At 30.3% G+C, this 21291-nt stretch carries 15 protein-coding genes and 1 other RNA gene; 8 read left to right on the top strand and 8 right to left on the bottom strand.

What is annotated here, in order from left to right; all coding sequences use genetic code 11:
- Positions 1 to 32 precede the first annotated feature (32 nt).
- Entirely contained in the window at positions 33 to 3575 is a 3543-nt protein-coding gene (locus BLU40_RS09780; RefSeq protein ID WP_090122880.1) for a T9SS type B sorting domain-containing protein, read from the top strand.
- A gap of 2 nt (positions 3576 to 3577) precedes the next feature.
- Here the strand turns inward: BLU40_RS09780 and BLU40_RS09775 are convergent, their stop codons facing one another.
- Both BLU40_RS09775 and BLU40_RS09770 read right to left on the bottom strand, forming a co-directional pair.
- A complete protein-coding gene (locus tag BLU40_RS09775; protein ID WP_090122878.1) occupies positions 3578 to 4648 on the bottom strand; it encodes a phytase in 1071 nt (356 codons plus the stop codon).
- A gap of 66 nt (positions 4649 to 4714) precedes the next feature.
- Positions 4715 to 7462, bottom strand: coding sequence for a TonB-dependent receptor (locus tag BLU40_RS09770; RefSeq protein WP_090122876.1), 2748 nt, complete (start codon positions 7460 to 7462; stop codon positions 4715 to 4717).
- A gap of 157 nt (positions 7463 to 7619) precedes the next feature.
- On the opposite strand from BLU40_RS09770, the gene uvrB reads away from it, so the two are divergent.
- Complete coding sequence (gene uvrB, locus BLU40_RS09765) at positions 7620 to 9611, top strand: excinuclease ABC subunit UvrB (protein WP_090122875.1); 1992 nt, start codon at positions 7620 to 7622, stop codon at positions 9609 to 9611.
- 243 nt (positions 9612 to 9854) lie between these two features.
- On the opposite strand, the gene fsa is transcribed toward uvrB, so the two are convergent.
- The 3 genes from fsa to ffs all read right to left on the bottom strand — a co-directional run bounded on the left by fsa (position 9855) and on the right by ffs (position 11591).
- Positions 9855 to 10508, bottom strand: a complete 654-nt coding sequence (gene fsa / locus BLU40_RS09760; protein ID WP_090122873.1) for a fructose-6-phosphate aldolase — start codon at positions 10506 to 10508, stop codon at positions 9855 to 9857.
- A gap of 60 nt (positions 10509 to 10568) precedes the next feature.
- A complete protein-coding gene (locus tag BLU40_RS09755; protein WP_090122871.1) occupies positions 10569 to 11372 on the bottom strand; it encodes an SDR family oxidoreductase in 804 nt (267 codons plus the stop codon).
- Between the two features lie 120 nt (positions 11373 to 11492).
- Positions 11493 to 11591: signal recognition particle sRNA small type (gene ffs, locus BLU40_RS09750), an RNA gene on the bottom strand.
- A gap of 175 nt (positions 11592 to 11766) precedes the next feature.
- Here ffs and BLU40_RS09745 point away from each other — a divergent pair.
- From BLU40_RS09745 to BLU40_RS09730, 4 genes are all read left to right on the top strand, one after another.
- On the top strand, positions 11767 to 12333 hold the full coding sequence (locus tag BLU40_RS09745) for a DUF4199 domain-containing protein (protein WP_090122869.1): 567 nt from the start codon (positions 11767 to 11769) through the stop codon (positions 12331 to 12333).
- A gap of 13 nt (positions 12334 to 12346) precedes the next feature.
- Positions 12347 to 13294, top strand: coding sequence for a glycosyltransferase family 2 protein (locus BLU40_RS09740; RefSeq protein ID WP_090122867.1), 948 nt, complete (start codon positions 12347 to 12349; stop codon positions 13292 to 13294).
- A gap of 72 nt (positions 13295 to 13366) precedes the next feature.
- Entirely contained in the window at positions 13367 to 15085 is a 1719-nt protein-coding gene (locus BLU40_RS09735; protein ID WP_090122865.1) for a phospho-sugar mutase, read from the top strand.
- Positions 15085 to 16911, top strand: coding sequence for an ABC transporter ATP-binding protein (locus BLU40_RS09730; protein WP_090122863.1), 1827 nt, complete (start codon positions 15085 to 15087; stop codon positions 16909 to 16911). Before BLU40_RS09735 ends, BLU40_RS09730 begins: the two co-directional genes overlap by 1 nt.
- 252 nt (positions 16912 to 17163) lie before the next feature.
- Here BLU40_RS09730 and BLU40_RS09725 read toward each other — a convergent pair whose 3' ends face one another.
- The 3 genes from BLU40_RS09725 to BLU40_RS09715 all read right to left on the bottom strand — a co-directional run bounded on the left by BLU40_RS09725 (position 17164) and on the right by BLU40_RS09715 (position 20084).
- Positions 17164 to 18588 carry a CCA tRNA nucleotidyltransferase gene (locus BLU40_RS09725; RefSeq protein ID WP_090122861.1) on the bottom strand — a complete coding sequence of 475 codons (1425 nt, stop codon included), beginning with the start codon at positions 18586 to 18588 and terminating at the stop codon, positions 17164 to 17166.
- A gap of 3 nt (positions 18589 to 18591) precedes the next feature.
- Positions 18592 to 19152 carry an L-threonylcarbamoyladenylate synthase gene (locus BLU40_RS09720; protein WP_090122860.1) on the bottom strand — a complete coding sequence of 187 codons (561 nt, stop codon included), beginning with the start codon at positions 19150 to 19152 and terminating at the stop codon, positions 18592 to 18594.
- Between the two features lie 116 nt (positions 19153 to 19268).
- Positions 19269 to 20084: a 2,3,4,5-tetrahydropyridine-2,6-dicarboxylate N-succinyltransferase gene (locus tag BLU40_RS09715; protein ID WP_090122858.1), complete on the bottom strand. Its 816-nt coding sequence runs from the start codon at positions 20082 to 20084 to the stop codon at positions 19269 to 19271.
- Positions 20085 to 20180: 96 nt separating this feature from the next.
- Between BLU40_RS09715 and ruvX the strand changes: the two genes are divergently transcribed.
- Positions 20181 to 20591, top strand: a complete 411-nt coding sequence (gene ruvX, locus BLU40_RS09710; protein WP_090122856.1) for a Holliday junction resolvase RuvX — start codon at positions 20181 to 20183, stop codon at positions 20589 to 20591.
- The gene (locus tag BLU40_RS09705; RefSeq protein ID WP_090122854.1) at positions 20588 to 21265 is read left to right on the top strand and encodes a DUF1919 domain-containing protein; all 678 of its coding nucleotides are present in this window, start codon (positions 20588 to 20590) and stop codon (positions 21263 to 21265) included. The genes ruvX and BLU40_RS09705 overlap by 4 nt, the downstream gene beginning before the upstream one ends.
- The last annotated feature ends 26 nt before the right edge of the window (positions 21266 to 21291 follow it).

The raw sequence follows: 21291 nt of genomic DNA, 5'->3' as shown, positions 1-21291 counted from the left end.
TTATCTTAGAGTAAAGATAAACTCTTTTCAACATGAAAAGAATACCGTTATATTTACTAATTTTAATTCACTTTATATCATTTTCGCAGAATGAAGCGGCTATTTGGTATTTTGGAGAATTTGCTGGGTTAGATTTTAACTCCGGGGCTCCTGTGGTTTTAACTGACGGTCAATTAAACACTTTTGAAGGCTGTGCAACTATATCTGATTATCAAGGAAATTTATTGTTTTATACAGATGGAGTTACTGTTTGGGATACCAACCACGCAATAATGCCTAACGGAACTGGACTTTTAGGTAATACTTCGAGTACACAATCGGCCATAATAGTTCCTAAACCTAACAATGCAAACCAATACTATATTTTTACTGTTGATGACAGAGGTGGATTTTCGCCTTTTTCATTTAATGGAATAAATTATTCTACTGTAGATTTAACTCTAAATGGAGGAACTGGAGATATTATTTCTTCAGAAAAAAATATAAATGTAATTGGTCAAGCGTACGAAAAAATTACAGCTGTAAAACACGCAGATAATAATTCATTTTGGGTAATTTCTTTTATTCAAGATCAATTTTATTCTTGGAGAGTAGATGCTACTGGAGTAAACTTAACTCCTGTAATATCAGCAGCTTCTAACTCTTCTGATTCTCGTGGATATTTAAAAGTTTCACCAGATGGAACAAAAATTGCTTGTGCTAACTTTGGAGGAAACCACAGTATTAAATTATACGACTTTAATAGTACTACTGGTATTGTTAGTAATGAAAATATATTGGCGCTAGATTCTCCTGACGACATTCCGTACGGAGTAGAATTTTCAGCACAAAGTAGAAAATTATACGTAACTACCAATCAACAAAATGGAATACAGCAAACCACACCAAGTAAACTTTTTCAATATAATTTACTAGCAGCCAATGTTTCAACATCAAGAGTATTAATTCACACTTCTAATGTAAATACAAGAGGTGCTGTACAATTAGCAATTGATGGCAAAATATACAGAGCACTGTCTATTACACAAAGTTCACAAACTGGAACACCCTTTTTAGGTATTATTAACAATCCTGAAGCAGATGGACTAGCTTGTAATTATGTACACAACGCATTAGATATTAGCGCTGGTGACCCAAATAGAAATGTAGTTGAAGGTCTACCTCCTTTTATACAATCCTTTTTTTTAACCAATATAACAGCAAATAATGTTTGTTTTGGTAGCACTACAGAATTTAACTTAAGTTCTACTACTCCACCAGATAGTATTGTTTGGGATTTTGGAGACCCAACTTCTGGTGTTGACAATACTTCAACAATAGAAAACCCTAACCATACATTTACTTCAACTGGAACTTTTACAGTTACTGCAGTTATAACAATTGGTTTTGAGGTTGAAACAATTACTTTAGAAATAACAATTTACGATTTACCTATTGTAAATTCGCCCGTTACACTTATTCAATGTGATGATGATTTAGATGGTTTTACCAATTTTAATTTAGAAGAAGCAAACTCACTAATTTCAACAGCTTCACCAACTCCAACTATTACTTATTTTTTAAATGAAGCTGATGCTTTGGCAAATACAAATATTATTACCAATCCTACTAATTTTTCTAACAATCCAAACTCAATTGTCTGGGCAAGAGTTGTGAACGAAACCAATTGTATTGCAACTGCTGAAGTTAATTTACAAGTAACTTCAACCCAAATACCTACAAGTTTAATGTATACTTTTAACGAATGTGATGATGATACAGATGGGGTACTTACCTTTGATTTTAGCTCTACAACGGCTCAACTTTTAACCGATTTACTACCTGCAACCAACCTAACGGTAAGTTATTACGAAACTGTTGCTGATGCATTAGCTGAAACAAATACAATAGACGAAACAAACTACACAACCACAACACCCAACTCTCAGCAAATTGTTGTTCGAGTAGACGATTTAAACAATGGTTGCTTTGGCTTAGGTTTTCACGTAACATTAAATGTTGTTCAAATTCCTGAATTTGATTTAGCTTCAACCATAGAATTTTGCGACAATGATATTGATAAAATAATTGGTATTGAAAACCCAGTAGCAACTTATAATTATGTTTGGCTTAATAATGTTAATACAACAATTAGTACAACAGAATCTGCCGCAATTAATACAAGCGGAACTTACACTGTAATAGCTACAGATCCACTTGGGTTAAATTGCGAAACAACAAAAACAATAGATGTTACTATAAATAATGCCCCAATAATTAATAGCCCTATTACGCTAATTCAATGCGATGATGATTTAGATGGAATTGTAGATTTTAATTTAGAAGAAGTTATTGTAAATATTACTTCTGAAACTCCTTTACCAACCATAACTTTTTTTACTTCGGAAGCAAATGCTACAAGTAATACAAACTCTATTACAAATTCAACAGCTTTTTCGAATAGTACAATTTCAACAGTTTGGGCAAGAGTAGAAAATACTTCAAATTGCTTTAGTGTAGCTCAAGTAGATTTGCAAGTTGCTGCTACTGATATTCCTGATGATTTAATAATTACGTTTAATGAATGTGATGATACGCAAATTGATAATGATGATACCAATGGTATTAAAACCTTTGATTTTAGTAGTGCCACCAATCAAGTTCTAAACACCTTACCAACAAACACTAGCTATACTGTAACTTATTATGAAGATATTACAAATGCTCTTGCAGAAACAAATGCTATTAATCCTTCAAATTATAGAAATACAACTCCTTTTACACAACAAATTGTGGTTAGAGTAGATGATGTAGCAAATAACTGTTTTGGACTAGGTTTTCACGTAACTTTAAACGTTGAACCTGCTCCTGATTTTGATTTAGATTCGGAAATTACGTTATGCTTAACTTCTGAAAACTCTATAATAAACATTAAAAACCCTGCACACAATTACTTATACGAATGGTTTAATGAGGCTAATGAATTGGTAGGAACCGAAGCTGAACTTAAAGTTTCTAGTGTAGGAAATTATTCTGTTACTGCAAGAAAAATATCTGGATCAAATTGTATTAGTACAAAAACTATTCAGGTAAATTCTCAACCAATAGATTTATTAACAGAATTTAATGATGACAATCTAGAAATTATAAACAATACTTCTAGTAATTCAATTACAATACTAACCAATACTCTTCCAAATGGTGTATTCGAGTTCTCTCTAGACAATGGCATATTTCAAACAACTAATACTTTTAATAACGTAATTGGAGGTGAACATATAATAACTATTAAAGATATAGAAAACTGTACCGAAGCACAGTTAACTATATTTTTAATAAGTATTCCAAACTTTTTCACACCAAATAATGATGGTTATAATGATACTTGGCATATTCCAGGAATAGAATTTCAACCAAATTCTAATATTTATATTTTTGACAGATTTGGAAAATTAATTAAACTATTAAAACCTAATGATACTGGTTGGGATGGATACTACAACGGAAATCCATTACCATCTACAGATTATTGGTATAAAATAGAATTAGAAAATGGCAACATTCTAAAAGGTCATTTTAGTTTAATTAGACGATAATTTTATTGAAGTTTTAACCCTTCTTCAATTTTTTTCCAATTAATTATTTTAAAATTCTGATTTAAAGAATCTTTTCCCTTTGTATTTGCACCATCTTGAGCTACAAAAAAACCTTTTGTATAATTACCTCCAAAATTTACATTTGTAACATCAATTCCATCTGTATCATAAGTACCATCAATACTTTTACCATCTTTTAATAAAAAACTCCCTTTGTACTGATTAGAAATTCTATCAAAAACTGCATAAGAATTATTTCCTTGTGAAGACAAAATAACATACCCTTCTCCTTTTCCAGAATCGTAAATAGTAATACCTTCAAAATCTGCTTTCATATTTAAATCTTCCGTAGAAATAATTTTAGTTCTTTTATTTCCTTTATTCGGTTCTGCATTGTATTTCCATAGTGCATTTTCTTCTTCACCAATATATAAATTACCATAATAATCGTCGCATACAACACCCTCTGTTTGTCCGCCAACAACAATATTTCTAACAACTTTAGCGTCTATATAACCTTTATCCTCAAATATCTCCCACTGTTCTACTCCACCATCTTTACTATTTACAATAACATAAAACTTTCCTGTTTTTGGGCTTTTATACATTCCTAAACCATATACTTCATTTACCGAAGATACAATTGGGCGCTTAGTAACATCTATTAACTCTCCTGTATTTTCATTTACAATATGCAATGTAATTGTATTATATGTTCTGTTTGAAGAAGATACAACTGTAACTTTTTTACCTTTAAACATAAAATTATCTCTTAAATCTACATTATTTACTCTACCAATTGGGTAGTTGTAAATTTCTTTTCCTTGTAAATTATAAACCACTAAACCCTCTTGCTTATTAGTTCCAATAATAGTGGATTTAGAAACATCTTTTTTATGAATCCAAATACAAGAATCATCTGCAGCATCATCTGATTTACTTACAGGGTCAGTTTCAAAATCTGCAACTAAATTTACTACTGGTTTTAATTGCATTTCTTTTTGATTTACTACACCAACTTTACAACTTAGCACAGTAACAATAAAAACTAATATTAATATTATTTTTTTCATTTTTTAAAAATTTATAAACCTCACACAAAAATGTATGGGCTATATTTTATTAAAATCAACTATTTTTTAGAAATTATATTTTAAACCAACATTCCAGTTAAAATCATACCATTCTGCTTGCATAGTTTGAGCTTGTGTACCTTGATAATAACGTAATTCTTGGTTTGTTAAGTTTTTAAATTCAGTAAACAAACGCAAACCTGTTAGTACTTCATAAGAGGCATTTACATCTAAAAATAACTGAGAATCGTAATACCTATCTTCAAAAGCTTCATCTCCATACTCATCAATATAATCATCAGCAAAATTTACAGAAGCTCTCATTAAAAACTTATCTGTTTCGTAAGCTAAAGAACCATTAAACATATTTTCTACTGCTCCTGCTAAAGCAACATCTTCCCTACCTTCAATTCCATCAGTTTCAGAATTTGTGTATGTATAGTTTAAGTAAAGATTTAAGTTACGTAAAAATCCAGGTAAAAAGTTAAGCTTACGTTGTAAAGAAACTTCAAACCCTAGAATACTTGCTGTTTTACCATTTCTTGGTTGAGAATATTCAAAAGTTTCGGTTGGAAATGCAGCATCTACATAATCATCTTCTCTGTAGGTATAAATCCAATTATCTAAATCTTTATAAAAAACACCTGCAGAAAATATACCCACGTTAGAAAAATACTTTTCATACATTAAATCTAAATTCATAGACTCTGTTGCTTTTAAATTTGGATTACCTTCTTCAAACTCTAAATCGTCAGAATTTAAGTTTTGGTAAGGAACTAAATCGTAATAATTTGGTCTAGCAATTGAATTAGAATATGCCAAGCGTACTATATTACTAGTATTAATACTATATTTTAACTGCAAGTTTGGTAACCAATTCGAATAATTTTTAGAAGCACTTACTACCTCAACATCATCCAAACTTTCTGCTGTTTCAATATCAATTCTATATCCTGTATAATCTAAATTTGTTTTTTCGAACCTAACACCTGCTATAGCATTAAATTTTGACCCTAACTTTTGAGTAAACATAGCATATGCTGCTTGTACTTCTTCTCTAGCTAAATAATTTTGAGGAACAAATTCTTCTAAAATTGCTTCACTTTCAAATAAAATTGAATTGTTTAAATCTAAACCTCCTAAAAAGTTTGCATCAGCAAAATTACCAAGTTCATATTTATCGCCAGCTAAATAACCTGAAACTGTTTGGTCTGAATAAGGTATATTACTTAAAAAATCAAGGCCAGTTGTTGGCTCGTACTCAATATAGTTGTTATCTCTAGATTTCTCTTTGTCTTTGTATTTATAACCAATTTTTAGTTTGTTTTGGTTATCTCCCGTTTTAATTAACGGAATGTCTAAATCCATTTTATAACCTTTACTAACTTCTTTTGTTAGTTTATTTTCTTCAGAAATTTCTTTCAAATCAAATTCTGTTGGATCGTTAAAATCTGAACCTACAGGTACAACTTCTGGAAATTCTAAACTTGTTAAATTCTGAGTTAAGGCAACATCTTTATTTCTATAACTTATATAACGCTCGTTTGGTCTTTCTTCTGAAGCTTCAGAATAATTAGCCTTCCATTCAAGTTCTACAGAATTAAATAAAATATGCTCTCCTTTAAACGAAACCTTTTTAACTTTTTGCTCTTCTAACCTAGCGTTTTTTTCAGTTCCACCCTTAGTTTGTCTTCTAACTTCTGCTTCATATAAACCATCCGCTACTTCTTCAATACCTTTATATCTAAATCTATACCTGTTTTCCCAGTCTTTACGAACATTGTAAATAGATTTAAAGTAAATAGCATTTTTAGCACTAAATTTATAATCTAAATTGGCAGATATACTTTGCCTATTTCTTTTAACATTATATTTTCTAATTTGTTGATCAGAAAGAATTGGCTTGTCAAAATCTCCATCCCATTCAAATTCAATATTATCAGACCCATATTCATTTGAATATTGAGAAATACTAACTACTGCTCCCAATTTATCATCTGAAGTTCTTCCAGAAATTAACCCAGAAATATTATATAGAGGAGTTTCTCTAACTGGATTTTGACCATACGAAGCTGTTAAAGAAGCTCTAAAGTTTGAAGGAGCTGTACGAGTAATTAAATTTACAGCACCTCCAATGGCGTCTGCTTCCATATCAGATGTTATTGCTTTATTAACTTCAATAACCTGAATCATATCTGCAGGAATTAAATCCATTTGCACATTTCTATTATCACCTTCAGCAGAAGGAATTCTATCTCCATTCAACATTACAGAGTTTAATTGCGGTGCAATACCACGAATTACAATGTTACGAGCTTCACCTTGATCGTTTTGCATAGAAATACCAGGTATACGTTTTAAAGCTTCTCCTATATTAGCGTCTGGAAATTTTCCAACTTGATCAGATGCTACTACATTTGTAATATGAGTATTTGCTTTTTGTTGATTTAAAGCTTTTGCTTGCCCTTGAGCCATACTTCCTTTTAAAACAACCTCATTTAACCTGTTTGTAGATACCTTTAATTTAAAGTTAATAACTTTTGAATCGTTGTTTATAGTAACTTTCTCTTTAATGGTTTCGTAACCTAAATACGTAACAATTAACTCGTGTGTTCCATTGGTAACGTTTAATACATTATATTTTCCATCAAAACCAGTGTATGAACCTGTTTTTAACTCTTCAATTATAACAGATGCTCCTGGTAATGGTAGTCCTTTCGAATCTGTAACCACTCCGCTTATTATACCTGTTGATTGTGAAAATGCAGTTATTGTAATTATTAAACTACATAGTAATACTGTTATTTTTTTCATTTGAATTAGTAAATTTATTAAGCATCAAACTTACCGTTGCACTGTTACCAAACTCTTAATTACAGTTAATTAAAACTCAAAGTTTAAGTTATAAAAGCGTTAACTATTTAAATGAATGTTAACAAATCAATCTATATAAATAGCTTATTTTTGCAATATGCAATTTAAATTAGAATCTAAATTTAAACCTACTGGCGACCAGCCACAAGCCATCAAACAATTAGTTGATGGTATTAATAGAGAAGAAAAATACCAAACGCTTTTAGGTGTAACCGGTTCGGGTAAAACATTTACCGTTGCCAACTTAATTAAAGAGGTTGAAAAACCCACACTAGTATTAGCTCATAATAAAACATTGGCAGCTCAATTGTATTCCGAGTTTAAACAGTTTTTTCCAAACAATGCTGTTGAATACTTTGTATCGTATTATGATTATTACCAACCAGAAGCCTTTTTACCAGTTACCGGAACGTATATAGAAAAAGATTTATCTATTAATGAAGATATTGAAAAACTAAGAATTAGTGCTTCTTCTGCATTACTTTCTGGAAGAAGAGATGTTATTATTATTGCATCCGTTTCTTGCTTGTACGGTATTGGTAACCCGGTTGAATTTAAAAAGAATGTTATTTCTATTGAAGTAGATCAAGTTATTTCTAGAACAAAATTTTTACATCAATTAGTTACAAGTTTATATTCTAGAACCGAAACTGAAGTTAGCAGCGGAACCTTTAAAGTAAAAGGTGATACTATTACAATTTATCCTTCGTATGGAGAACACGCATACAGAGTACACTTTTTTGGTGATGAAATTGAAGAAATTGAAAGTTTTGATGTTAATAACAATGAAATTGTAGAAAAATTTGAACAATTAAATATTTATCCGGCAAACTTGTTTGTAACATCACCAGATGTTTTACAAAATGCCATACACGCTATACAAGAAGATTTAGTAAAACAATTCGATTATTTTAAAGAAATCGGTAAACACTTAGAAGCTAAAAGATTAAAAGAACGTACTGAATTTGATCTTGAAATGATTCGCGAATTAGGTTATTGTAGCGGTATTGAAAACTACTCTCGTTATTTAGATGGTAGAGAGCCAGGAACTAGACCTTTCTGCCTAATTGATTATTTTCCAGATGACTTTTTAATGATTATTGATGAAAGTCATGTTACAGTACCACAAGTTCACGCAATGTATGGTGGTGATAGAAGTAGAAAAGAAAACTTGGTAGAATATGGCTTTAGATTGCAAGCTGCAATGGATAACAGACCTTTAAAGTTTGAAGAGTTTGAAGTAATTCAAAATCAAGTTATTTATGTAAGTGCCACACCAGCAGACTACGAGCTAGAAAAAACCGAAGGAGTTGTAGTAGAACAAGTAATTAGACCTACAGGTTTATTAGATCCAGAAATTGAAGTTAGACCTAGTTTAAATCAAATAGATGATTTAATTGAAGAAATTCAAGTTAGAGTTGAAAAAGATGAACGTACTTTGGTTACAACATTAACCAAACGTATGGCTGAAGAATTGGCTAAATATTTAACTCGTATTCAAATTCGTTGTCGTTATATTCATTCTGATGTTGATACATTAGAGCGTGTAGAAATTATGACTGATTTACGTAAAGGATTATTCGATGTTTTAATTGGTGTAAACTTGCTGCGTGAAGGACTAGATTTACCTGAAGTTAGCTTAGTTGCCATTTTAGATGCTGATAAAGAAGGTTTTTTACGTTCGCATCGATCATTAACCCAAACTATTGGTAGAGCCGCACGTAATGTTGAAGGTAAAGCAATAATGTATGCCGATAAAATTACTCGTAGTATGAAACAAACCATTGACGAAACTGAGTATAGAAGAGGAAAACAAATTGCATACAACACCGCTAATAATATAATACCAACTCAAATTAATAAAAGTATTGAAAATACATTAGGTAACAACACCGGATCAACATATCAAAAGGATGATTCGGTTGCAATGGCTGCCGAAGAAGATTTAACTTACTTAACTAAAGGTGAAATTGAATCTAGAATAAAAGATAAACGTAAACAAATGGAAGAAGCTGCAAAAGCATTAGATTTTCTTGTTGCTGCTAAATTACGTGATGATATTAAGCTTTTAAAAGAGAAATTACAGTAAAAATAAGTTGTCATTCCTGCGTAGGCTAGAATCCATACAACGTACGAATAGATTCTTGTTTTCACAAGAATGACAAAATAATCAATTGTCATTCTGAACACAGTGAAGAATCCCACCTTCTGAGTAAGAGATTCTTCTTTTCCTTTCATTCAATCAGAATTGTAAATCGATAAAACTTAAAGTTAACACAATAAAAAAGCCTCGCAATGCGAGGCTTTTTTATATCTAAATTCAAAAATTGAATTAGTTTCCTTTAGCATAATCAGCTAAAAACTGAGCTAAACCGCTATCAGTTAATGGGTGTCTTAGTAAACCTGTAATAGAACTTAAAGGTCCAGTCATAACATCACTTCCTAATTTTGCACAATCAATTACGTGCATTGTATGACGAACTGATGCTGCTAAAATTTGAGTTTCAAAAGCATAATTATCATAAATAGTTCTTATTTCAGAAATAAGGTTTAATCCATCTGTTGAAATATCATCTAAACGACCTAAAAATGGAGAAACATAAGTTGCTCCAGCTTTAGCAGCCAATAATGCTTGACCTGCAGAAAATACTAATGTTACGTTTGTTTTAATTCCTTTATCTGAAAAATATTTACAAGCTTTAACACCTGCAGCAATCATAGGTAATTTAACAACTATTTGAGGGTTTAAAGCAGCTAATTCTTCACCTTGCTTAATCATACCTTCATAATCTGTAGCAATAACTTCAGCAGAAACATCTCCATCAACAGCCTCGCAAATATCACGATAATGTTGTAAAATATTTTCAGCTCCAGTAATTCCTTCTTTTGCCATTAATGATGGATTTGTTGTAACTCCATCTAAAATTCCTAAAGCTTGCGCTTCTTTAATCTGATCTAAATTTGCTGTGTCAATAAAAAATTTCATTGTATGTTATTTAAATAATTCGTTATCAAAAATTTACTTTTCACAAAAGTACTTATTTGATTATAATTTATAGTGGTTCATTAATAATTTTTCGTAAACTTTATCTGGCAGTATTCTTTTTAAAACAATTGAGAATTTTTGCATAAAATCTCCAACTTTATAATGCACCTTCGGATTTGAATTGTTTATTACCTTGTAAATAGCTTCTGCCATTTGAATAGGATCGCTCCCACTATCTACATGGCTATCCATTAAATCTAAATTAGATTGGTAAATTTTTTTATATGGTGATGTTTCAAAAACTGGAGTATGATATCTACCACTTGCAATATTTGTAGCAAAATCTCCTGGAGCTACATTGGTAACTTTAATTCCAAAATTTTTCACTTCCATCCTTAAGGCTTCTGTTACTAATTCCAAAGCTCCTTTTGTTGCGGAATAAATTCCTCTAAAAGGTAAGCCCATATAACCTGCAATTGATGTAACATTAATAATCAACCCACTTTTTTGAGCTCGCATAGTTGGTAAAACAGCTTTCATTACTTCGATAGCACCAAAAAAATTTGTTTCAAAAACGTTGCGCATTTCATCAGTTGGTGTTTCTTCAACAGGACCAGTAATTCCCATACCTGCATTGTTTACCAATACATCTAATTTCCCTTCATTTTTAATAACTTCTGAAATAGCAGCTTCTATAGTTTCAACATTTCTAACGTCTAATGCTACTAATTTAAACGGATGGTTTTTAATGTTTTGAGGATTTCTACTTGTACCGTAAACTATAAATCCTTTTGAAGTTAAAAACTCACCAACAGACTTACCAATTCCCGACGAACCTCCTGTAATTAATACAACTTTTGACATTATTGAAATTTAATTTTGAAAATTTAGTTCAAAAATACATTTTCAAACCTAATGATAGCAATTTAATAAAGATTTTATTTGTAGAAAAGTAAATTTTGAAACGTAACTTTAGCGCACAAAAAATGGCAAGCTACCTACATCACACTGCTACAACCTAATACCTTTGCTGCGTTCCCGCCCTGGAGGATTCAAAGGGAGCTAGTTGTGTAGGACTTGCCGATGCAAATCTACAATCATTTTTTAGTTTACACAATCATTTTTTTTATATTTTTTTGTAACATTTTTAAGGTTCTGTTTACTAATAAATTATAATAATATAAATCAATTAATAAACTATAACAACGTTACTATTACACCTTATTTAGTATATTTGTTTATCAAACAATCAAACCTTATGAATGAATTTATCAAAAAAAACGGAATTAATTTTGGATTAATCTTAGGTTTCCTATTAATCTTACCAACAATGCTTGGTTATGCCTTTGACATATCTTTACTAGTTAGTTATTGGACACTTGCTTATGTGTTTTTAGCAGTTATTATATTAGGAATTCTTGTTATTGCTTTTTCAAAAAAAGCATTGGGTGGATTTATTTCGTTTAAACAAGCTTTCGCATCTTACTTTATAATGATAATTGTAAGTTTCTTTTTATCAACACTTTTAAACTTTGCATTATTTAATGTAATTGATAAAGACTTTGAACAAGTTGTTAAAGAAGAGCAAATAGCCTTAACTGAAAAACAAAGAGATTTTTTTGCAAATCAAATGGGTGACGCTCCTCAAGATAAAGTTGATGAGTTCCATGACAAATTTGATGAGGCAATAGAAAAAATAAAAGAAGACAAACCTTATAGCCCACTTTCTTTACTTAAAGGATTTACAATTTCAATTGCCATTTTTGCAGTATTTGGATTGTTATTAGCTTTAATTTTAAAGAAAAAAGATCCGGCTTTAGAGTAAAAAAAAAACATAAATGGATATATCAGTAGTAATTCCACTACTTAACGAAGAGGAATCTTTAAATGAATTACACAATTGGATTGCAAAAGTTATGCAATCCAATTGCTATTCTTATGAAATACTTTTTATAGATGATGGTAGTACAGATACTTCTTGGGAAGTAATTGAAAAACTTTCAGAAAAAGATAAAAATGTAAAAGGTATTCGGTTTCAAAAAAACTATGGAAAATCTCAAGCTTTAAACGCTGGTTTTAAAGAAGTAAAAGGTAACGTGGTTATTACTATGGATGCAGATTTACAAGATAGTCCAGATGAAATTCCAGAACTTTACAATCTTATTTCCAAAGACGGATTTGATTTAATTTCTGGTTGGAAAAAGAAACGTTACGATTCTAAAATTCGTAAAAATATACCTTCAAAATTATTTAACGCAGCAGCACGTAAAACTTCTGGCTTAAAACTACACGATTTTAATTGTGGACTAAAAGCCTATAAAAATGAAGTTGTAAAAAACGTTGATGTTAACGGCGAAATGCACAGATACATTCCTGTTTTAGCAAAAAATGCTGGCTTTAATAAAATTGGTGAAAAAGTAGTAATTCACCAAGCAAGAAAGTATGGCGTTACAAAATTTGGAATTGATAGGTTTATAAATGGTTTTTTAGACTTAATTACCATTTGGTTTATTTCTAAATTTGGAAAAAGACCTATGCATTTATTTGGTTTATTAGGCACAATTATGTTTATAATTGGATTTCTATTTGCCTTCTATTTAGGTATAGATAAACTATTTATAGATACAGCTGGTAGATTAATAACACAACGTCCAGAATTTTATATTTCACTGATAACTATGGTAATAGGAACTCAATTTTTCTTAGCTGGTTTTTTAGGCGAAATTGTTTTACGAACTAATAAAGACAAAAAAAGATATTCTATTTCAAATAAAATTAACATATAACGTTTTAGTAAAAACTTATGTATGTTATTATTATAAATCTTATTTTTGTCGTAGAAAAACACCCTTACAACTATGAACACAATTTTAGAAAAAGCACAACTTTGGTTAACTGACACTTTTGACAGTGAAACTCAGCAAGAAATTCAAAATTTAATTGATAACGATCAAGATCAATTAGCAGATAGATTCTATAAAAACATGGAATTTGGTACTGGTGGAATGCGCGGAGTTATGGGTGCAGGAATCAACCGAATTAATAAATATACGTTAGGTAAAGCAACACAAGGATTATCTAATTATTTAATAAAAACATTTCCTAATAAAGACTTAAAAGTTGCAATTGCTTTCGATTGTCGCCACAACAGTAAGTCTTTTGGTAAATTAGTAGCAGATGTACTTTCTGCAAACGGAATAAAAGTTTTCTTATTTGAAGACCTACGTGCTACACCAGAATTATCATTTTCAGTAAAACACTTAGGGTGCGACGCTGGTATTGTATTAACAGCTTCTCACAATCCACCAGAATATAATGGCTACAAAGTTTATTGGGCCGATGGTGGACAAATTGTACCTCCACAAGATGGAGATATTATTAATGAAGTTAACAACTTAGACTTTTCTGAAATTAAATTTAATGCTAATGAAGATTTAATTGAAATTATTGGAGAAAAAGTTGATAATGCTTTTATCGATGCTTCTGTAAAAAACGGAACTTTTTCTGCAACAAAAGGAAGAGATGATTTAAAAATAGTATTCACATCATTACACGGAACTTCAATTACAGCTATACCTAACGCTTTTGAAAAAGCTGGTTATACAGATGTTAATATTGTTGAAGAACAACGTGTACCAAATGGAGATTTTCCAACAGTTGCTTCTCCGAATCCAGAAGAACCAGCAGCATTAAAAATGGCTACAGATTTAGCTGAAAAAATAAATGCAGATATAGTTATTGGAACTGATCCAGATTGTGATAGATTAGGTATCGCTGTTAGAGATTTAGAAGGAAATATGAAGTTACTAAACGGTAACCAAACTATGTGTTTAATGACAAACTTCTTGATTAATAACTGGAAGCAAGAAGGAAAATTAAACGGTAAACAATTTGTAGGTTCTACAATTGTTTCTACAAACTTAGTAAACGAAATTGCTGATAGCTATGGTGTTGAAACTAAAGTTGGTTTAACAGGTTTCAAATGGATTGCTAAAATGGTTCGTGAAGCTGAAGGAAAACAAGACTTTATTGGTGGTGGTGAAGAAAGTTTTGGTTATATGGTTGGCGATTTTGTACGTGATAAAGATGCTGTAACTGCTACTTTATTAGCTTGTGAAATTGCAGCTCAAGCAAAAGCAAAAGGTAGTTCTATGTATAAAGAGTTATTACAAATTTATGTAGATAACAATATGTACAAAGAGCATTTAATTGCCATTGTTAAAAAAGGGATGGATGGAGCAGAACAAATTGCTCAAATGATGGTGGATTTACGTGAAAATCCAGTTGCTCAAATTGATGGTTCTAACGTAACATATGTATACGATTATGATGCTTCAACAAAAACTAATTTAATTTCAGGAAAAGTTGAAAGTATAGATGTTCCTAAATCTAACGTATTAATTTACCATACTGAAGATGGAACTAAGGTTGCTGCAAGACCTAGTGGAACTGAACCTAAAATTAAATTTTACTTTAGTGTAAAAGAAGAATTATGTTGTATTGAAAAAGCAAAAGAAGTTGAAGCTAGTTTAGATACTAAAATTCAGCGTATTATTGCTGAAATGAAATTGAATTAATGAGTAGTTTTAAAAAAGTTATATCATATACCAAACCCTACAGAAAATTCGCCATTTTAAATATTATATTTAATATTTTATATGCTGTATTTAATGTACTATCTGTATTAGGATTTATTCCTGTTTTAGGAATTTTGTTTGGTCAAGAAGAAAAAGTTTACGAAAAACCTGTTTATACAGGTTTTTCGTCTATATATAAATATGTAAGTGGTTCATTAAATTATAAGGTAACAGAGTTAATTGATACTGGAGGAATAGAACAAGCCTTACTTTTTATTTGTATTTTATCATTTAGTTTATTTTTCTTCAAAAATATATCTCGTTATTTAGCCTCTTTCTTTTTAAACTTTTTAAGAAACGGAGTAACAAAAGATTTACGAGATGGTATTTATAATAAAATATTAATCTTACCACTTTCTTTCTTTTCTGAAAAGAAAAAAGGAGATATAATTGCTCGTATGACTTCTGATATTCAAGAAATTGAATTTTCATTCTTAAAACAATTAGAAGTTGTTGTACGTGAACCTTTAACTGTAATTTTTACGCTAATCTCTATGTTTGCAATTAGTGTAAAATTAACCTTATTTGTATTTATACTATTACCTGTTTCAGGTGGAATAATTGCAATGGTTGGTAAAAAATTAAAAGCAAATTCTATTTTAGCGCAACAAGAAACTGGTAATTTTGTTTCTTTTATTGAAGAAACCTTAACTGGCTTAAGAGTTATAAAAGGTTTCAATGCTGAAGATAAAATTGGTAGTAAATTCACTAATTCTACAACAAAATTTAAAAGTTTAATGAATAGTGTTTTACACCGTAAAACATTGGCTTCTCCTATGAGTGAGTTTTTAGGATCAGCAACAATAATTGCAATTCTATATTTTGGTGGTCGATTGGTATTAACTGATGCAAGCCCTATGAAACCTGAAGAATTTTTCGGCTATATTGGTTTATTTTATTTAGTATTAAACCCTGCGAAAGCTATTTCAACTGCCTCTTATGAAATTCAAAAAGGAACGGCTTCTGCTGAGCGTATATTCTCTATTATTGATACTAAAAATACCATAGTAGATAAAGAAAATGCTTTAGATAAAACTACTTTTGAAAATATTATTTCTTTTGAAGATATTTCATTTAAATATAGAGATGAATATGTTTTAAAGAACTTTTCTCTAGACATTAAAAAAGGAGAAACAGTTGCTTTAGTTGGTCAATCTGGTAGTGGAAAATCTACCTTAGCTAATTTAATTACTCGCTTTTACGATATAAATAAAGGTGCTGTTAAAATTGATGGAACTGATATTAGAGATTTAAAACAAAAATCGCTTCGTAATTTAATGGGAATTGTAACTCAAGATTCTATTTTATTTAACGATAGCGTAAAAAATAATATTTGCTTAGGTGTAGAACACGCAAGTGATGAAGATATTCTAAAAGCCAGCGAAGTTGCAAATGCCTATGAGTTTATTAAAAATTTACCAGAGCAATTTGAAACAAATATTGGTGATAGCGGAAACACTTTATCTGGAGGTCAAAAACAACGTTTAAGTATTGCGAGAGCTGTTCTAAAAAACCCACCAATTATGGTGTTAGATGAAGCTACATCTGCTTTAGATACCGAAAGTGAACAACTAGTTCAAAAAGCTTTAGAAGAAATGACTAAAAATAGAACTTCTTTAGTTATAGCACACCGTTTATCTACTATTCAAAATGCAGATAAAATTGTGGTTTTACGCAAAGGTGAAATTGTTGAACAAGGTAAACACGACGAACTTTTAGCTAACAAAGGTGAATATTACAAACTGGTTACAATGCAGTCTCTTTAGTTTTTAGTAACTAGTTTTTGGTAGTTAGTTAAAGATACACCGTTTAAAAATAGCTATTTATATTAAATAACCTAAAAGAGTTAAGTTCGTGAGTTACATTCTGATTTTTTTTTCAGAATCTCATCTTATTTATCATCATTTTCATAAGTAACTGTCATCCCTGCGAAGGCAGGAATCTATATAATATAAATGTCATTTTGAGTGAAACTAAAAATCTTAAGATTCTTCACATCAATTCAGAATGACATTTTTTTAAGCTTTTTTTAGTCCTAATTTCTCGGCTCTTTCTAACATAAAAGCAAAAGCTTCGTCGTAATCATTCGCAATTTTACCATCTAAAATTGCTTCTTTAATAGCATCTTTAATTTGGCCAATTTCTCTACAAGGTTTTAAATTAAAAGTTTCCATAATTAACTCTCCAGAAATTGGTGGTTGAAAATTACGAACGTGATCACGCTCTTCTACTTCTTTAATTTTTTCACGAACAATTTTAAAATTGTTATGGTATTTTTGAAACTTATGAGGATTTTTAGTTGTTATATCGGCTTCGCATAAAGTCATTAAACTATCAATATCATCGCCAGTATCAAAAACTAATCTTCTTACAGCAGAATCTGTAACATCTGAAGCTAATACAATTGGTCTTGAACTTAACATTACAATTTTTTGCACAAATTTCATTTTCTCATTCAAAGGCATTTTTAACCTTTTAAATAATTTGTACACCATTTTAGATCCTACAAATTCGTGTGCATGAAAAGTCCACCCAACAACCTTATCAAACTTTTTAGTAGGAGCCTTACCAATATCGTGTAACAATGCGGCCCAACGCAACCAAAGGTCATCTGTATTTGGAACAATATTATCTACTACTTCTAAAGAATGATAAAAATTATCTTTATGTTTCTGCCCTTCCACCTCATCAACTCCCTTTAAAGCAGAAAGTTCTGGTAAAAAACGTTCTAATAAATTGGTTTTATTCAACAATAAAAACCCGATTGAAGGTTTTGGAGATTCTAATATTTTATTTATTTCAACAACAATTCTTTCACGCGTAATTATGTCAATTCTTTCTGCATTTTTTGTAATTGAATTTAACGATTCATCATCAATTTTAAAATCTAGTTGTGTAGCAAATCGAATGGCACGTAACATACGCAAAGGATCATCAGAGTACGTAATATCAGGATCTAAAGGAGTTTTAATTAGCTTTCGTTCCATATCTCCTATTCCATCAAAAGGATCTAATAATTCGCCATAATTAGCCTCGTTTAAACTTAAAGCCAACGCATTTATGGTAAAATCTCTCCTATTTTGATCATCTTCTAAAGTACCATCTTCAACAATAGGATTTCTACTATCTTCAGTATAAGATTCTTTTCTCGCACCAACAAATTCAACTTCTAAATCGTCAAAACGTAACATTGCTGTACCGTAAGTTTTAAAAACTTGAACTTTTGGTTTATTTGGTAATAATTCGGCTACTTTTTTAGCCAATTCAATACCACTTCCTATAGCAACAACATCAACATCTTTTGCTTTTCCTCTTTTTAAAATAAAATCGCGCACAAAACCGCCAATTACATAAGAATCTATTTGTAATTCGTTTGCGGCTTGTTTAATATAATTAAAAACTGGATGCTGTAACGCATCTGTGTATATAGTATTTTTTGACATAAATTAAGGGCGAAGAACAGTTATTTCTCCATTTTCTTCAATCTTTAAAATAGTTGAAGACTTTTCATTTTTTTCTTCTTGTTGCAAATTTACAACATAGTGTACGCTATCCAAAACTGTTTCACTTATTTCAGAAAAACTTTTTGGGGTTTCAAATCCACTAATATTTGCTGAAGTTGAAACAATAGGTTTTCCAAATTGTTGAATTAACTCTTTACAAAACTTATTGTTCGGTATTCTAATAGCAACTGTGTTGTCTGCCGCTATTACATTTTTAGCTAACCCTGTAGGGTTAGCGTATATTATTGAAGTTGGTTTTTCAACAGATTTTAGCAATTGTAATACTGCAACCGGTATATTAGAAATATAGTTTTGCAACATTTTAATACTTGAAACTAAAATAATTAAGCTTTTACTTTCTGAACGTTGTTTTAACGTAAATATTTTTTCAACTGCTTTTTCACTAGTTGCATCGCAACCTAACCCCCAAACTGTATCTGTTGGATACAATATAATCTCTTGATTTTTTAGCGATTTTAAACTGTTTAAAATTTCAACATTCATTAAATAAAAAATTTAAGAATGCAAATATATTGTTTTACAGTAATTTATTTCAATAAAAAATCCCACTTCATATAAATAAAGTAGGATTTTTACGTTGTTAATTGAATTATATACTTTTAAACTGCAACCTCGTTATCTCTTAAAGCGTCGTTTAATGAAGTCTTTTTATTAGTACTCTCTTTACGTTTACCAATTATCATTGCGCAAGGAACATTAAATTCTCCTGCTGGGAATTGTTTTTTATAACTTCCTGGAATAACAACTGAACGAGCAGGAACTCTACCTTTCATTTCAATTGGTTCTGGACCAGTTACATCAATAATTTTTGTGCTCATAGTTAAAACTACACCTGCTCCTAAAACAGCTTCAGTTTCAACATGTACACCTTCTACAACTATACATCGTGAACCAACAAAAACATTATCTTCAATAATTACCGGCGCAGCTTGTAATGGTTCTAAAACACCACCTATACCAACACCACCACTTAAATGAACGTTTTTACCAATTTGAGCACAACTACCTACAGTTGCCCAAGTATCTACCATTGTACCTTCATCTACATAAGCTCCAATGTTTACATAACTTGGCATTAAAATAGTACCTGCAGAAATATAAGAACCGTGACGAGCAACAGCGTGAGGTACCACTCTAATTCCTTTTTCTTTATATCCTGTTTTTAATGGAATTTTATCGTGATATTCAAAACAACCCACTTCTATTGTTTCCATTTTCTGAATTGGAAAATACATAACCACAGCTTTTTTAACCCATTCGTTAACTTGCCATCCACCCTCAATTGGTTCAGCAACACGTAAAGTTCCTGCGTCAAGCATTCCAACTACTTCTCTTATAGTTTTTTGAACAGCTTCGTCTTTTAGTAATTCTCTATTTTCCCAAGCGTTTTCAATAAGTTCTCTAATATCTTTCATGTACTCTTAATTGTAATTTTTCACAAATATATTATTTATATCGTTATACTCTTTAAAATGATTAAATTTGCACAATTTTAAAATTTATGTAAAATTTTGGCACGCATACTAGCATTTGATTACGGAACAAAACGAACAGGCTTAGCTGTTACAGATGAATTGCAAATAATTGCTTCTGGCCTAGCAACAGTTAATACTAAAGAAATATTTTCATACTTAACTAAGTATTTAAAAAGTGAAAATGTTGAATTATTTGTAGTTGGGGAACCTAAACAAATGAATAATACAGCTAGTGAAAGTGAACAATTTATTAAAATTTTTATTCAAAAATTAAAATCTACATTTCCTAAAATACCTATTGTAAGAGTTGATGAACGTTTTACGTCTAAAATGGCTTTCCAGAGTATGATTGATGGTGGATTGAAGAAAAAACAACGACAAAACAAAGCCTTAATTGATGAAATTAGTGCCACAATAATTTTACAAACGTATTTAGAACAAAAATGAGAAATAATATATTTAGAAAACTAGTTGTTTTTATTAGAAGAAAATATAGGGTCTTCAATAAAAAAAAATATAGCAAACGTGACATTGAATTACTAAAAGACAAGAAATTTGTAATTGTTTGTGATAATTGCTGGGCAGGTTCTATTTATCAATGGCTAGAGCGCCCTTATAATTCACCTTTTATAAGTATTGGTTTTTATGGTGATTGCTATATAAAACTACTTTCTAACTTTGACCATTATATGAGTTTACCTCTAAATTTTGTTACTGAAAGCAAGTATAAAAACCGAAATATTACATATCCTTTAGCGCTTTTAGGCGATATTGAATTACATTTTACACATTATAAAACCGAAGAAGAAGCACAAACAAAATGGACTAGAAGAACTGCAAGAATGCTATCTGAAACTACCAATAAAGATGATTATATTTTTATGATGTCTGATGCCTGGTACGCTAAAGAGCATAACTTTGCCGATTTTGGAAAACTTCCATATAAAAATAAGCTGTCTTTTTCTAATCATAAGTTCGAGCATTTAAATTTAGAAAACCACTACGAAGTTTTAGAAATTGACAAAAATTTTAAAGATCGAGTTCCTAACGGAGTTAAGTTATTTAAAATAATGTTTATTTATATGGACTTTTATAAATGGATGGCTAAACAACTATCGTAAATACAATTATTACTTTTACTATACAA

Source organism: Lutibacter oricola (assembly GCF_900106565.1).
Lineage (GTDB): Bacteria > Bacteroidota > Bacteroidia > Flavobacteriales > Flavobacteriaceae > Lutibacter > Lutibacter oricola.
This window is presented reverse-complemented; position numbering and strand designations above follow the sequence as displayed.